This window comes from Paenibacillus nitricinens (genome assembly GCF_052056485.1).
GTDB classification, from domain to species: domain Bacteria; phylum Bacillota; class Bacilli; order Paenibacillales; family Paenibacillaceae; genus Paenibacillus_AQ; species Paenibacillus_AQ nitricinens.
Window position 1 is genome coordinate 4,132,283 of record NZ_CP183948.1, and the last position, 15,333, is coordinate 4,147,615.

Consider the following 15,333-nt stretch of genomic DNA (forward strand, 5'->3'; position numbering starts at 1 on the left):
TAATAACCCAAAACAGAGCAGCGATTCGCCAATAACGGGAATCGCTGCTCTATTTAGTTTATTCTTCTGTCATCGCCTGCCGGTCTAAATTACGGTATTGCACAGCTTCCGCAAGATGCGCGGAAGTAATATCCGGTGCGCCTTCCAAATCAGCTATTGTACGGGATAGCTTAATAATTCGATCATGCGCTCGCATGCTTAAACCTAAATTTTCCAGAATGTCATACAGCAATTGGGCACCTTCACGGCTAAGGCTTGCATATCTCCGAAGGGAAGCGCCGGAAAGTTCACTATTCCAAGAAATAGGCAAGCGCTTAAACCGTTTAGTCTGTATCGCTTGTGCTGCCATCACCTCTGCATACATCTCTGCCGAAGATAGAACATTACCCTGACGATCCCATTCCTTTGGACGAGGAACATCCACCTGTAAATCAATACGATCCAATAAGGGTCCTGATATCTTTGCGCGATATTGAGCAATTCTGGCGGGGCTGCATGTACAATGTTGTTGAGAAAGATTACTCCCAAAATAACCACAGCTACAGGGATTCATCGATGCGGCCAGCATGAATTTTGCAGGATAGGTAAAAGAAGCTCGAGCACGACTTATGGTAACAACCCCGTCTTCGAGCGGCTGGCGTAACACCTCAAGTACATTCCGAGAGAATTCGGGCAACTCATCTAAAAAGAGAATCCCTCGATGCGCAAGACTAACTTCTCCCGGCTTCGGAATACCTCCACCCCCAATAAGGCCTGCGGCCGATATCGTATGATGTGGGGAGCGAAAAGGACGTCTTCGCAGCAAACCATTGTGGGCATCTTTCAAAGTTCCTGCTGCGCTAAAAATTTTAGTTACCTCAAGCGCCTCACTCTCAGACAATTTCGGAAGGATACTTGGAAGGCGTTTAATCAGCATCGTCTTCCCTGTACCCGGTGGACCGATAAGTAGTATATTATGCATGCCAGCTGCCGCAATGGTTAGGGCTCTTTTTACATGTTGTTGCCCCAGCACATCACTGTAATCATCCATCATCTCGTTCATTACATATGAGGCGTCCTCAGATGCACCGTAAATCGGGGTATATTTAAGATGTTCCAAAGAAAGAAGTAGAACCGGAGATCGTTCATTAGCTTCTATCCCCTTGGTCACAGTTACAGGAAAAGGAAGAGATGATAAAGAAGTCATCTCTTCGGAAACTCTTCCATACCGTTGATTCTGTTCGTCTTCCCCTTTTATACCCTTAGCTGAATTGGATGGTGATTCTTCCGGGTTCGGTAATGCACGCAAATGGTTGATTGTGTATATATTTATGCCACTGATCAAAGCTGCCTCAGCAGCATTTCCTTCAGGAAGCAGTACAGCCTTAAATCCATTCTTACGCGCAGCTTCCACCATTGGTAGAACACCTGATACTGGACGCAGACTACCGTCAAGCGCAAGCTCTCCAATAAAAAGCACCTCATGGGCTGAGGGCATTATCAGTTGACCACTAGTTATCAGTATCCCCAGAGCAATCGCTAGGTCAAAGGCAGATCCTTCTTTTCGTAAGTCGGCTGGTGCTAGATTTATCGTAATGCGCTGCTGGGGATAACGATAACCACAGTTCTTAATAGCGGCTCTTACTCGTTCTACTGCCTCACGAATCGCAGAATCAGGCAGACCAATGATATTTGTCTGTGGTAATCCATTCGCAAGATCAATTTCTACACCTATCATTACCCCCTCAATTCCATACAGACATGCACTATGCATTTTTCCATACATAAAAACACCTCGTCTCCTGAAATACACCCCTGTTTGGGTGTCACATCTTCAAGAAAAAAGGTGCTTCCTTATTTTCCGGTAATAAATTAGCTACATATCTCATTATATATATGAAATCTTAGCGTAATCAAGAATTATTAATAAACATCAAATTGCATAAACACGCATAAATAATCATTTAGACCCAGATTAACCTTCTTCACTAACTATGACAGAGTCCCTAATCTGTTCAAAAGTCAATGGTTTATAGCTCCAATGCTCTACACAAATGTTAAAATAATTCTTTCCTTCATATTTTTGTCCGTGAATATGACCATGCACATTTACGTAAGGCATATGTTTATTCATATACATAGGCTCGTGAGAGAGAAAGAAGAAATCCTTATAAATCAGCGGATATTCACTAACCTCGTCAAAGCCTGCTTCAAGCCACCAATCCCGACCGCGTCCCCGATCATGATTCCCGAGAATTAAAATCTTATAGCCATGTAACCTCTCCACAATAGCCCGTGTCGCTTCCTTATTAAGAAACGAAAAGTCTCCCAAATGAAACACTTTATCATCCGGATTCACTACCGAATTCCAACTCTCAATCATAGCTTCATTCATTTGCCCCACATCTATAAAGGGCCTGGATTCAAAATCAATAATCAACTTATGGCCAAAATGATGGTCGGATGTAAAAAAAACGTTAGCCATATTCACCCTTCTTTCTTTTTTGATCATAGTTTGTATGATTATCACCAGTCACGCCGCTTATGTGATCGTTTTTTATTATCGCTCTGGATCAGTTCAGCTAGAGGGGGAGTCTCTTCATTCTCAATGAGCCAGCCACGCATTTCTTTAATCGCTTCCACCTGTCCATTTCCTTTATCTCGCCATGTAAGAAGCTCTATGACTTTTGTAACAAGCGCTAAGAGACTGCTATTGCTGTTTTGTGATTTATCAGCACGGATTTTTTGAAATAGCGCCTCATTTTTCCAATCGATTAATATTTCCTCAGCTATAGTGGGCCGCATAACCGTGAAGTTCTTATTGCAATTTGCACAACAGACAACGGATACTGGCTCTGCGGTAAATTTCACTTCAATCTTCTGCTGGCAATATTGGCAAGCAAAACTAACCTGCATTTCAAAAGGTTTATTCTTCACTTAAACAGCCCTCCTCATGATGACATTAAAAAGTTACTCTAATGTTTACCCATTTCTTTTGAGAAATGACCCACTGTGCGGAGGCTATGTAAAGACTTTTTTCATAAGAATGCTAGTGCCCATAATGAATGGCGTGAGAATATGGGGTGCAGCTTAAAAAGCCTCACGTATATGCCCCAAAGAAGCGATGCTTAAATCTTCATTCAGTAAAATGCTAATGACGTCAAAAGTTACTCTTCGATCATCATAACCTTTCATATGCAAATAAACCTGTGCCGTATTTCGCACTTGATGTATTTTTCTTGTATTCACAGATTCCTCCGGAGTCCCTTGATATAGCTCTCCACTACGACTGCGAACTTCAACAATAATAATACAGCCTTCGTTCTCCGCAATAATATCAAGTTCTCCGGTTCGACAACGCCAATTTCGTTCTAAGATCTTGTACCCACAAGTAGATAAGTACTGCACAGCCCCTTCTTCAGCAGCGGCTCCCTTCTGTTTGCGGTTGTAGCGTTCTCTTGTGTATGGCTCTTTCATTCCGGTCTCCGTTCACCGGCGGAACGGTCGCTCTGATACACAAAGCTGAGGATTTCAGCCACTAGCTGATAAAGTTCAGATGGAATCTGTTGATCTAGATCGAGCTTTGAAAGAACTTCTACGAGAGCTGCGTCCTCTTGGACAGCAACCCCACTCTCTTTAGCTTTTTGCAGAATCAGATCCGCTATCGCCCCTTGTCCTTTGGCAACAACGACAGGTGCCTCGCTTTGTCCTGGGCTATATTTAAGAGCGACCGCTTTTTTGAGCCCTTGTGAAATTAGAGGTACAGGCTCATTCTCGTTCATATACGGTAATCCACTCCTTTATAAACATCAGGAACATAATCAACAAGCTTACTATGGGGATTGGCAAGTTCTGTAGATAGCTTTAATTCTGGCAAAGGTTCAGTTCTTAATCCCGACAACTGATAACCAATAGATTCTACTGCCGTTTTAATGTCATCACGCCGCTGTTCCAACAGCTCAAGCACCCAAGGATGATCATTATGCAGCTTAAGACTAACAATTCGATCAACCACCTGCACATCAACCAGTGTCTGGCCGAGCTGCTTCATATCCAAATCAAACCAGAGCCTGCAATTGGCAGCATCTAATTCCCCCTTACGTCCCCGACGCGACTGAATATGAACGGAAGCTGTCTCCTGCCCATCTGGACCTTGCAGCGGCAAGAACAAAGTTACTTGCGCGAAAGGAGCCGTTCGATCTGTATTGAGCAGCAGCTGTTGTCCTGTCAGCTGCTGCACTAGTCCGCTCGCGGCTTCTTTTACCGCGGGCGGCACCTCGCTGCTGCTCATGATCTGCAGCAGCACGCCCTTTAAGGTGTCGGTGGCTTGTTCGCCACCGACACCCGCACTGCCAAGCGCGGCCGTACCTGCCGCCGCGCGGGCCGTCTCAGCGGCGGCTATTGCGCCGCCGCGCACCGCCTGCTGCTCGTGCTCCGCACCGAGCAGCTTCAGCACCCGCCCCACCCACGACTCCGCGTCTGCGGGTGGGGCGGTGTCCGGCTGCACCGGCGAAGCCGTCGCAGCCGGGGTCTCCCCGCGCGGCGCGGCAGCGGGGGAAGGACTTGCTCCCGCCGCGTCAGCGGGCGGGACCAGAGCGAGCTGCGGCAAGCTGCCGCGCAGCTCGGTGAGCACGCCCTGCAGCTTCGCGAGCAGGGCGGCACCACTTGCTGCGTGGGGCGCCGCACCAGCAGCAGTTCCTTCGGCGCTCACACTCGCGCCACCCGGCATAGCCCCTCTCTTATCCATCGAGGCAGCCAGACTCTTATCCGCATGTATAACATTATCCAATGCCCCATCCTTATTCAAATTCAAGGCATTCCCTTGAATCTCAACTTCACTGGAACGGATAGGATTATTCGCTGCACTATCAGCTTGAGCGCTTAAAGCACTATTTAGAGCGCCGGATATCATGGCAGGTGTTGATTTACCAGCCATAGACTCTGTAACAATACCACCCTTCGGGATCTGAGCCCCTTCACCTGTCTCATCAACTACAACTGGCTTGCCAGTTCCTATCACCGTTTCATTCTCAGAAGCTATATTAAGAGTCACCTTGACTGGCGCACCTTGTTCAACCGGTTTCAGAGCACCTTCAGTTGCTCCTTCCGAAAGAGCGGTACTTCCGCTAGCGATAGTCCCATCAGCAATTTTAGTTGTAGCTTGTCCATTTCCTTTAGCTGCCGATTGTAAAGAGTCTGCTTCTGTAGCGTCCCCCTCTACAACTCCCATGTTATTCCCACTTCCAGCACCTGCAGTTACCGAGATTTCAAGTTTACCAGTATTTGTACCCATTCCAGCCTTTGATTCAGCTGTAATTGTTTCATCATTAGCAATTTGACCTGTCCATATTGTAATCTGATCTTCCAGTGCTGATAAAAGCTGATGCAGCTGTGGGCCAAATACAGCCTGCTGCAATCCTTTCACACTCTCAGCTGTAACGGGTAGTCCCCGTTTTACAGAAATGACAGCTGCGTCAAGCCACTCTGAAGCAGGCACACCAGCTGGTTTTGCACTCATTACCGCATCCAGCAAAGCCGCTGTCTCTTTTGTAAGCGGAACGCCTCCTGCTTGCATCGCTAGTACGATTTCTCGACCTGCTTTGGAATCAGCTAATCCTAGCGACTCCAAAGCCTCACCCATGCTTTGGGGAGTGACTAACGCCGTTTCACCGAGGGAGACCGGCTTCAATACGGGCAATCCGCCTTCTCCGGGTGATCCAACCTGTAAGTTCATGGTTTCTCCAGGCAGTACTGGTGTCTCTAATTCCGCACGAACAGGTGTACCTTGGATTTGCACAACCGCTTCTTTGCCTGAATCCGATACAGAGAGAACAACACCACGGACAACTTGCCCTTCTTTTAATTCTAAAGACTTCGCTGCACCCGGTTTTTGATCTCCAAGCAATCCACGGATCAATGTTCCGATATTCATACCGTTTCTCCTCCCTCCATTTTCTCTCTTCTTACTATATCGGTATTCATCTTACTTTTTTAAGCATTGCTTCTAGAATAACATTTGCTGCTCCGCGAGAATCCGCCCAATAAAACTGCGTCGATGCATAGGTGTTGGACCTAGAGCTGTAATTTGTTCCCGGTGAAGCTTGGTCGCGTAACCTTTATGTATCGCAATCCCATAATCAGGGTATAATTCCTCCCAAAGACCTTCACACAGCCTGTCTCGTGTTACTTTAGCAATAATCGAAGCCGCAGCAATGGACTGACTATTAGCATCTCCTTTAATAATTGCCTGTTGCGGCAAAGGGAGATCTACCTTTTCAGCATCGATCAGCATATAGTCAGGAGTGTGTTCCAGACTCTCTACCGCTTTTTTCATGGCAAGACGTGAAGCTTGCTTGATATTAATTTCATCAATAACATTAGAATCCACATAACCCACACCCACTGCCAGCGCTTGCTCCATTATAATCTCGTATAAAGCCTCTCTCTTCTTCGCTGTAAGTTTTTTGGAATCATTTACACCCTCAATAATAAGCCCCTCCGGCAAAATCACCGCTGCTGCGACAACGTCCCCAAACAAGCATCCTCTTCCTACTTCATCTACGCCTGCTATTCGGCGATAAGACTGTTCCCAGCCTTCTTTTTCATAGGCCAACATATCTAACGAACTCACTAATTTGTCACCGCCAATTATGAATTATTCTATGATCTATATAAGTCAGCTTATCATAGTAAAGCTTACATGGTCATCTTAAAATAGGCGTTCCAATTTGATCCATTCCCATAAAAAAAGAGCCTCCGAAATTTCGGATGGCTCTTCCATACCTAGTCCATTAAACGCAGCTTTCACACCACTTAAGGCGTTTCCAGCGTAAAGCGTCCAAGCTTACCTGCCCGTAGCTCATGTAACAAGGCCCGCGAAGCTTTTTCCAGATCTACACGTCCACCGCTAATTAGACAACCGCGTTTACGACCCACAGCTTCCATAACAGCTACGATCTCATCTGGATTCTCCAGATCCTCAGGAAGCTTCTCAATGCCAAAGCGTTCTTGAAATCTAGAACCGTAGTCCTTCACCAAATATTTCACTGCATAAAAGGCAATGTCCTCAATATTTAGGATTTCTTCCTTTATTGCACCCGTTACCGCTAGGCGATAACCTACTTCTTGGTCCTCAAACCTCGGCCATAGTATACCTGGGGTATCCAGAAGCTCCAAGTTGCCGCCTGTCTTAATCCACTGTTGACCCTTGGTTACCCCTGGGCGGTCCCCAGTAGCAGCAATACTCTTACCAGCCATCCGGTTAATGAGTGTTGATTTACCAACGTTAGGAATACCAACGATCAATGCACGCATAGCTCGCGGATTCATTCCCCTTGTGATCTGCCGGTCAATCTTTTCTTTTAACAACAGTTTGACCTGCTCTGGAATATCCTTAACACCCGTTCCAGTAGATGCATCAACAGGATAAGCAACATGCCCTTGTCCCTTGAAGTACGCCAGCCACTTCCGTGTAATTTCAGGATCTGCCAGATCCGCCTTGTTCAAAATAATCAATCTTGGCTTGTCCCGCAAAATATCGTCAATCATCGGATTGCGGCTGGAAAGCGGCAGACGGGAATCGAGCAATTCTATTACAACATCAATCAGCTTCAGCTTATCCTCGATTTGCCGCCTAGCCTTCGTCATATGACCAGGAAACCATTGAATGGCCATTGCCGTCACCTCCTTTGACTTCTGTCAACTTAATGGTTAATCAGTGTAATATCCTTTATCGGCCAGAAGATTAAATCGGCCCGGCCCACAATATCACCTAGAGGTACATAACCGATCATTCGGCTATCCGTACTATCCGAGCGATTATCTCCCATAACGAAAACATGTCCTTCAGGTACAGTACCATCCGTGAACTTTTCATTCGGGAAGTCTTTATTATTATACAGAGCGTTGTTACTATGCGCAGCATCAATAGCGCCTTGGATATATGTCTCGTTAACAACTTCTCCGTTAACTGTAACTACATCCCCTTCTACTTTCACGGTATCTCCAGCCACACCAATTACACGTTTAATAAAATCTCTGCCCTCAGAAGGCACGTGGAATACTATAACCTCGCCCCGCTGTGGAGATCTAATATCGTACAAAATCTCATTTACGATAACACGTTCTCCAGTATGGAAATTAGGCTGCATGGAAGGTCCATCTACAATAAAAGGCTTGAACAAAAGCCAGCGAATCAGAAAAACCAACACTAAAGCAATCGCAATGGCCTTGATCCATTCCAAGACTTCGTTTTTGGGTTTACGTGGGTTCTGCGCGCTTGAATCCAAAGTTTCACTTTGTTCCTGCTGCATAGTTCACCGTCCTCTCTTAATACTACTCTTACTATTACTATACAACACAAAAAAACTCCTGCCAAAAACCCCTCCACAGATACTCCTTCAGGAGGCCTTTTCGGAGAAGCTGATCCCCAAGCGTATATGTCGCACGCATTATATACCAAGCTAAAACGCCCTCAGCGTCCTTTAAGGACGGTAAGTGTTTATGCGAGAAATATAAGAATAATGTATAACGTGGAACTTATGCTTTCTTATATTTTCAAAAAATAATAAAACGAAAGGAGCTTGAACTCAAGCCCCTTTCCTTTGTCACTATTCTAGCGACGAATTTCTTTAATTCTCGCTGCTTTACCACGTAGTTCACGAAGATAATAAAGTTTAGCACGACGCACTTTACCACGACGAGCCACTTCGATTTTCTCGATTTTAGGCGAGTTGATTGGGAATGTTCTTTCCACACCAACACCGTAAGAAATTTTACGAACCGTAAAAGTCTCACTGATTCCACCGCCACGACGTTTGATTACAACGCCTTCGAACAACTGGATACGCTCACGAGTTCCCTCGATTACTTTTACATGCACCTTCAAAGTGTCACCCGGGCGAAAACTCGGGATATCTTTACGAAGTTGCTCTTGCGTAATAGCTTGTAGGATATTCATTAAGGACTTCCTCCTTCCGTACAGGTGTTCTTGCCTCTTCCGGAGAGAACTTTGCTCTCCCTCATTATCCGCAGCGGACCACCGTATTCCACACAACAGAGATAATAATACCATAAAGGACGGGCTAATACAACTTATTTTTTCTATTTAAAGCGGTAGCATATCTCTTTTTTTCGCCTTCGATTGGCAATCTTTACATAGACCAACCACAGTTCCGTTATCTTGTGCATAGAAGACAAGCTTTCCATTCTTCTTCTTACAAGAAGAGCAGGGCTGCTCCCCTGGGCTCTGTTTGGCTTTACGATGACTATCCATTGAGATTACATTACTCCGTGTAGTACGCGGATAATTTTTTGTGGTATTTATTTTCCGTTTCCAGACTAAAAAATATACGCCTGTCAAAACTACTAAGGCAAGCAAAATGGCTACATATTTCATTTGGCTCCCTCCACCCTTCAAGATTTATTAAAGAAAGAAAGTAAAAAGACCGCCCTGTTCTGCAAGTGAGGTAACGGTCTATATCTGTATACAATATGAGGATTTCCGCGCCCTTTTAAATATGTATCGTAACCGTATTTATTCAGCGAGTGATCTTTCATTTATTTTAGCACAATTAAAAATCGAAGTGTAGTGAACACTTTTGAGACCTAGTCTTTGGTCCAGTATAATAACCCGCCTCCAGCCGTTTTTACAGATAAATTCCATAAGCTATACTTACAGAAGTACATAACGAAATCACATATGTCAGATCACATACACCATATACGAGGAGGAGTTTGTTCAATGAGGAAAAGGAATAATAATAGTGTGTTAGCAGCAGTAGCCGTATTATCTATCGTACTTTTGGCGGGTTGCACTGAATTACCAGGCAGACAATCTGCCAAAAATGAGGTTGAAAAAAGTATTTCTGAGGATGCGCACCAGAACTTTGGTGAAGTTGTCAAGCAAGAGCTAGGAAAAGCAGCTGCAACTGTGCAGCAAGCTGTTGAGGAAACAGCTACTAAGGTAGTTGATGAAGTTAAAGCAGACAGCATTAACAAAGAACTCTCCGTATCGCAAGCGATCGGTTCAGCATCCGTGCTCAGCATGGACAATGCAGTAGGAGAAATAGAAGTAACAGCTGTTACAGGAGATCTGATCCATGTAAATGCAACGATCTCATCCCACAACAGCTCTCTCCATACGTCTGACCGCCAAAAGATTATGGATGATGCTGAAATTTTAGTAGAGGTCAGTGGTGATACTTTGAAGGTGTCTACGCATTCCAAAACAAGTCCTAAGAAGGACTTATGGACATGGGCGCAAGACAAATATGGATATTCAGATTTTAGCATAAGCTATAATATAGAGCTCCCCGCCAGCATGAATAAATATAAAATTACAAATAACGTAGGTCAAATTCGCCTTCGTAATTTAGAGGGTAATTATCATATCGTCAGCAACGTCGGAGCCATCAATATTGAAGGGGCTAAAATCACTGGAAAATCCACTGTAGAATCCGATACTGGCAGTATAAGAATGGATATAGCAGGGATGAAGGATGATAGCAGCCTAAAAGCCAAAACAGAGGTCGGCAGCCTCAGTGCTGTCCTGGCCGATGGTATGAAATGCAGCCTGGAAGCCAATAGTGATCTCGGGCAAATCAAGGGTGTAGAAGGTGGAAAGACCGATATCAATGGAGGCGGACCCTTGCTGTCCCTAAGCTCAAATATTGGTGCAATTACAGTACAGTAATCAGTAATAAACAGACCGTCCGGGAAACCCGAGCGGTCTGTTTTTGGTTCCAAATGATTAGATTAATGCGATGGCCAGCAGAGTGAACAGACTCAAAGTTAAGATCTGATTTCCGGCATAAGGATTTCCATAAAACGCAGAAGTATGCACAGAACCATTTCCAGTTCTTAAGTAAACATTGTATCTATCTACATCTGTAATAACGCCTTCGTGCCGTCTACCATCTCTAGTCAGAATCCGTACCCTTCTATCTTTACAACGCAAACAGTTATAATAAGCTTCCACTAGTGTACTCCTCCTTGTTCGTAATGATATAATCTATGTGTAGGAGTACAGGTCGGTAACGGCGAACTTACATAGGTCGGACTTTGGGTTAATATTTACTTTTTTCGATCCTTGTATCTTTCGTATTCCTTAAGGCTATAGATAATGTAAGACCTATCTTCAGCTTGCAGTCCGCAATATCACATCCATTCGAGGAGGCCAATCTCATGAATGTAGAAAGAAAACAGTTTATTAAAGAAGGCGTACTGCGTATCACCATTTTCGTCATTTTAGCTTCACTTACTTACACCGTCCGCAACTATGCATGGGCTGTTACTGTTCTCGTATGTGTTGCGCTTTACTCACTCCTTACAGGAGTACACAAAATCTTACGCAAAGAATAACATGTGCCTCCACGAACTCTTATAGCAAGCTAAAACGCCTTAGGCGTCCTTTTAAGGACGGTAAGCGTTTGTGCGAGAATTATAAGGATAAAGTATATCGTGAATCATATACTTTCTTATAATTTCAAAAAATAACCACTTTTCGCTGAGATGCTAGATCTCATTGGAAAGTGGTTATTTAACAATAATAATAAAACCATTAGCGACAGCGAACACATTCACTGTTTCTAATGGTTTTATTTACGCGGCGGTCAATCCCTAACATTCAATCTTATGTGTTCACTCTTTAAATGGCGAATGGGAATTGCGATTTGTATAAAAATCGATAATATCATTCACGGTGCGGAGCGGCTCCGCCTCCTTGTGGATTGTGTCCACGTTAGGCTTGAATTCTTCATGCGTCTTCGTAGTCACTTCAGTTCATTCCCTTCAATAGTTAAGCTTGCTGCGTGATCAGCTGCATGTATTAGTGCGGCACCTCTATTCATTACCCTAAAAAGAAGCTTTTAACGCACCAATACTCATATTATTTTGAAAACTATTATTTGATTTGTTCTCAGGTACACATAACAAAAACGCCTCCTCAACGTAAGATACGTTAAAAAGACGTCAAATATACCTGTTTCATTAAATTATCACTCCGGCTTGTCCACATTTCTTAGACGTTCCAGTGTCTTTTTGTCTTTCAATGTAAGCTCTGCAGTCTCAAGCAGGTCCGGTCTGCGTTCCAATGTGCGCAACAGTGCCTGCTCTCTCCGCCATATGTCGATGTTAGCATGATGACCACTCAGCAAAATATCCGGCACCTTCCAGCCACGAAACTCGGCAGGACGTGTGTAGTGTGGATATTCTAGCAGTCCCGTGCTGAACGAGTCAGATATCGCAGAGGTTTCATTTCCAAGTGCCCCCGGCTGAAGCCGGACTATGGAATCTATAACCGTCAACGCAGGCAACTCTCCACCTGTAAGCACATAATCACCCATTGAAAGTTCATCTGTTACCAGATGCTCACGAATCCGCTCATCATATCCCTCATAATGCCCACATATGAAGATTAGATGCTGCTCTTGCGCCAGTTCCTCTGCAATCTTCTGATTGTAAGTTTTTCCTTGTGGGCACATAAGAATGATACGTGGCTTCACAGAAACCTCTTCATCAGATCCATTACGTTCTTCCCCGTTCGGTGTAATACCAAGCACATGCTCGACTGCATTAAAAATTGGATCCGGCTTGAGCACCATGCCCCCGCCACCGCCATACGGTGTATCATCCACACTATTATGCTTATTTCCCGAGAAATCACGGAAATTCACAGCATTTAAGGAAACGATTCCTTTTTCACGTGCTTTACCAAGAATACTTGTGCTGAATACGCCTTCGCACATTTCTGGAAAGAGCGTAAGCACATCAATTCTCATCATGGCAATAACCCTTCCATCAAATGAACAATAATTCGCTTGGCTTCTATATCTACATTCAGGACTACATCGTTAATTACAGGAATTAGGATGTCTTGTCCTTTTGCAGGCTTAACAACCCATACATCATTCGCACCAGGCTGTAAGATTTCTGTAATCGTACCGAGTGGTTTGTTTTCATCTTCATCCGTGTATACCTCACAACCGACGATTTGGTGGAAGTAGTATTCGTTCTCAGGGAGATCCACCAGATCATTACTCGGAACCTTCAGGAGGCTTCCTTTATATTTTTCCACTTCATTGATGTTCGTATACCCTTTAAGCTTAACGATGAACATACCCTTGTGCTCACGAGCGGATTCTACTGTTACTTCGAATTTAGAACTGCCATCTGCAGGGATCACCTGCAGCTTCTTACCTGCAGCAAAACGAACATCAGGGAAATCGGTATGGGATAGAACTTTAATCTCACCGCGAATACCATGTGTGTTCACAAGTCTGCCTACGGTTAACTCTTCTGTCATACAACCCTCTCCTTTACAAGCTTCATCTAATCTATATTTGAACAAAAAGGAGCCGGGATATACTATCCCTAGCCCCTCATTGTACGCATCATTTAAGATAAAATATCTACAGTTACGCGTTTATCGCTCTTGACTGCTGCAGATGTGACTACTGTACGGAGCGCCTTAGCGATCCTTCCTTGTTTGCCAATGACCTTTCCAACATCATCAGGATGTACGGACAGTTCATAGACAATTAGGTGATCCTTCTCCACCGCTCGTACCGTCACATCTTCTGGATGATCCACTAAAGCCTTAGCAATTACTCCAACTAATTCTTCCATAGAGGACCCTCGCAATCAGTCATTATTTCTGTTGCTTAAGCTCATGAAACTTCTTCATTACGCCTGCTTTGGAAAGCAAGTTGCGTACTGTATCAGATGCTTGCGCACCTGTTTGAAGCCATTTAAGAGCTTTTTCCTCATCGATCTTAACTACTGCCGGTTGTTCAATCGGATTATAATAACCGATTTCCTCGATAAAACGACCGTCACGAGGGGACCGGGAATCGGAAACCACTACACGATAGAAAGGCGCTTTATGCGCTCCCATTCTTTTCAGACGAATACGTACTGCCACGAAAAATCACCTCCTTATAATAGTTTCGAGATATTAGAACAGCAAGATCATTTAAAAGGGAACTTCATACCTTTTCCACCTAGACCTTTAAGCTGCTTCATCGCATTCTTCTTAGAGGCTTTGCCGCCTCCGCCCATCATGCCTGAGAATTGCTTCATCATCTTACGCATCTCATCAAATTGCTTAATGAGGCGGTTGACCTCGGCAACCGAAGTTCCGCTACCAGCAGCAATACGCTTGCGGCGGTTATGGTTGATGATCTCGGGCTGACGCTTTTCCGTCTTAGTCATAGAATGAACTATGGCTTCAACGCGGCCCATTTGCTTGTCGTCAACCTTCAAATCCTTAATGCCCTTGGCTTTGTTCATGCCAGGCAGCATGTCAAGAATTTGATCGATCGGGCCAAGCTTCTTCACCTGATCCATTTGCTCAAGGAAATCATCAAACGTAAATTCTGCATTGCGCATCTTACGTTCCATTTCCTTAGCTTTATCCGTGTCAATGTTCGCTTGAGCTTTCTCAATCAGCGACAACATGTCGCCCATACCCAAAATCCGCGAAGCCATACGTTCCGGATGGAACGGCTCCAATGCGTCAATCTTCTCACCTAACGCAGCGAATTTGATCGGGCAACCAGTTACGGCTTTAACGGATAGTGCAGCACCACCGCGGCTATCGCCGTCAAGCTTCGTCAATACAACCCCTGTAAGCTCAAGCTGCTTATTAAAGCTCTCAGCTACGTTCACGGCGTCTTGACCGGTCATTGCATCTACTACTAGCAGAACTTCATCAGGATTTACAATGCCCCGAATCTGCTTCAGTTCTTCCATCAATTCTTCATCAATGTGCAGGCGGCCTGCAGTATCAATAATTACATAATCAAGTCCGTTATCCTTCGCATGTTGTACAGCTTGTCTGGCAATCTCTACCGGACTAGTCTGATCACCCAGCGAGAATACTGGAACTTTAATTTGTTCTCCAAGTACTTGAAGCTGTTTGATCGCAGCAGGGCGATAAATATCTGCCGCAACAAGCAATGGACGATGATTGCCCTTCTGTAATAGCTTGGCCAGCTTACCCGAAGTGGTTGTCTTACCCGCCCCTTGTAAACCCGCCATCATAATGACAGTTGGTGGCTTGTTCGACTTGGCCAGCTTCGCTTGGCTTCCGCCCATCAGCTCGGTTAGTTCCTTGTTAACGATGTCGATAATGACCATCCCAGGTGTAAAGCTGTCCATCACTTCTGTGCCAATAGACTTTTCTTTCACCTTAGCCACGAATTCTTTAACTACCTTGAAGTTAACGTCGGCTTCCAGAAGGGCCAACCGTACTTCGCGCATAGCTTCGTTCACATCATCTTCGGATACTTTACCTTTACCGCGCAGCTTGCTGAACACATTCTGCAATCTTCCGGTTAAACCTTCAAACGCCAT

At 44.7% G+C, this 15,333-nt stretch carries 19 protein-coding genes; 2 read left to right on the forward strand and 17 right to left on the reverse strand.

What is annotated here, in order from left to right; translation table 11 throughout:
• Window positions 1-58 precede the first annotated feature (58 nt).
• The 11 genes from ACN6KS_RS18295 to ACN6KS_RS18345 all read right to left on the reverse strand — a co-directional run bounded on the left by ACN6KS_RS18295 (window position 59) and on the right by ACN6KS_RS18345 (window position 9,376).
• Window positions 59-1,765, reverse strand: coding sequence for a YifB family Mg chelatase-like AAA ATPase (locus ACN6KS_RS18295; protein ID WP_440960199.1), 1,707 nt, complete (start codon window positions 1,763-1,765; stop codon window positions 59-61).
• 189 nt (window positions 1,766-1,954) lie between these two features.
• On the reverse strand, window positions 1,955-2,464 hold the full coding sequence (locus ACN6KS_RS18300) for a phosphoesterase (RefSeq protein WP_094869596.1): 510 nt from the start codon (window positions 2,462-2,464) through the stop codon (window positions 1,955-1,957).
• 41 nt (window positions 2,465-2,505) lie between these two features.
• Window positions 2,506-2,916, reverse strand: coding sequence for a hypothetical protein (locus ACN6KS_RS18305; protein WP_440960200.1), 411 nt, complete (start codon window positions 2,914-2,916; stop codon window positions 2,506-2,508).
• A 153-nt stretch (window positions 2,917-3,069) separates the two neighbouring features.
• Entirely contained in the window at window positions 3,070-3,456 is a 387-nt protein-coding gene (locus tag ACN6KS_RS18310) for a YraN family protein (protein ID WP_094869594.1), read from the reverse strand.
• Entirely contained in the window at window positions 3,453-3,761 is a 309-nt protein-coding gene (locus tag ACN6KS_RS18315) for an EscU/YscU/HrcU family type III secretion system export apparatus switch protein (RefSeq protein WP_094876033.1), read from the reverse strand. The genes ACN6KS_RS18310 and ACN6KS_RS18315 overlap by 4 nt, the downstream gene beginning before the upstream one ends.
• Window positions 3,758-5,911: a DNA ligase gene (locus ACN6KS_RS18320; protein WP_440960201.1), complete on the reverse strand. Its 2,154-nt coding sequence runs from the start codon at window positions 5,909-5,911 to the stop codon at window positions 3,758-3,760. Before ACN6KS_RS18320 ends, ACN6KS_RS18315 begins: the two co-directional genes overlap by 4 nt.
• A 72-nt stretch (window positions 5,912-5,983) precedes the next feature.
• Window positions 5,984-6,595 (reverse strand): ribonuclease HII, encoded by a 612-nt coding sequence (locus ACN6KS_RS18325; RefSeq protein ID WP_440962418.1) that lies wholly within the window; start codon window positions 6,593-6,595, stop codon window positions 5,984-5,986.
• A 197-nt stretch (window positions 6,596-6,792) separates the two neighbouring features.
• A complete protein-coding gene (gene ylqF, locus ACN6KS_RS18330) occupies window positions 6,793-7,653 on the reverse strand; it encodes a ribosome biogenesis GTPase YlqF (protein ID WP_094869590.1) in 861 nt (286 codons plus the stop codon).
• 29 nt (window positions 7,654-7,682) lie between these two features.
• Window positions 7,683-8,291, reverse strand: a complete 609-nt coding sequence (gene lepB / locus ACN6KS_RS18335; protein WP_094869589.1) for a signal peptidase I — start codon at window positions 8,289-8,291, stop codon at window positions 7,683-7,685.
• Between the two features lie 302 nt (window positions 8,292-8,593).
• Window positions 8,594-8,938, reverse strand: a complete 345-nt coding sequence (gene rplS, locus ACN6KS_RS18340) for a 50S ribosomal protein L19 (RefSeq protein WP_042128973.1) — start codon at window positions 8,936-8,938, stop codon at window positions 8,594-8,596.
• A 147-nt stretch (window positions 8,939-9,085) separates the two neighbouring features.
• Window positions 9,086-9,376, reverse strand: a complete 291-nt coding sequence (locus tag ACN6KS_RS18345) for a hypothetical protein (protein WP_094869588.1) — start codon at window positions 9,374-9,376, stop codon at window positions 9,086-9,088.
• A gap of 345 nt (window positions 9,377-9,721) precedes the next feature.
• Between ACN6KS_RS18345 and ACN6KS_RS18350 the strand changes: the two genes are divergently transcribed.
• Window positions 9,722-10,672, forward strand: a complete 951-nt coding sequence (locus ACN6KS_RS18350; protein WP_094876036.1) for a hypothetical protein — start codon at window positions 9,722-9,724, stop codon at window positions 10,670-10,672.
• Window positions 10,673-10,729: 57 nt separating this feature from the next.
• Here ACN6KS_RS18350 and ACN6KS_RS18355 read toward each other — a convergent pair whose 3' ends face one another.
• Entirely contained in the window at window positions 10,730-10,957 is a 228-nt protein-coding gene (locus ACN6KS_RS18355) for a hypothetical protein (RefSeq protein WP_440960202.1), read from the reverse strand.
• A gap of 206 nt (window positions 10,958-11,163) precedes the next feature.
• Between ACN6KS_RS18355 and ACN6KS_RS18360 the strand changes: the two genes are divergently transcribed.
• Window positions 11,164-11,340, forward strand: coding sequence for a hypothetical protein (locus tag ACN6KS_RS18360; protein WP_156113147.1), 177 nt, complete (start codon window positions 11,164-11,166; stop codon window positions 11,338-11,340).
• A gap of 635 nt (window positions 11,341-11,975) precedes the next feature.
• Here ACN6KS_RS18360 and trmD read toward each other — a convergent pair.
• The 5 genes from trmD to ffh form a co-directional block, all read right to left on the reverse strand.
• Window positions 11,976-12,758, reverse strand: coding sequence for a tRNA (guanosine(37)-N1)-methyltransferase TrmD (gene trmD, locus ACN6KS_RS18365; RefSeq protein WP_440962419.1), 783 nt, complete (start codon window positions 12,756-12,758; stop codon window positions 11,976-11,978).
• Window positions 12,758-13,282, reverse strand: a complete 525-nt coding sequence (rimM, locus tag ACN6KS_RS18370; RefSeq protein WP_042189470.1) for a ribosome maturation factor RimM — start codon at window positions 13,280-13,282, stop codon at window positions 12,758-12,760. Before rimM ends, trmD begins: the two co-directional genes overlap by 1 nt.
• Window positions 13,283-13,374: 92 nt before the next feature.
• The gene (locus tag ACN6KS_RS18375) at window positions 13,375-13,605 is read right to left on the reverse strand and encodes a KH domain-containing protein (RefSeq protein WP_042128982.1); all 231 of its coding nucleotides are present in this window, start codon (window positions 13,603-13,605) and stop codon (window positions 13,375-13,377) included.
• Between the two features lie 22 nt (window positions 13,606-13,627).
• A complete protein-coding gene (gene rpsP / locus ACN6KS_RS18380) occupies window positions 13,628-13,900 on the reverse strand; it encodes a 30S ribosomal protein S16 (protein WP_036688604.1) in 273 nt (90 codons plus the stop codon).
• Window positions 13,901-13,947: 47 nt separating this feature from the next.
• A complete protein-coding gene (gene ffh / locus ACN6KS_RS18385) occupies window positions 13,948-15,333 on the reverse strand; it encodes a signal recognition particle protein (RefSeq protein ID WP_094869584.1) in 1,386 nt (461 codons plus the stop codon).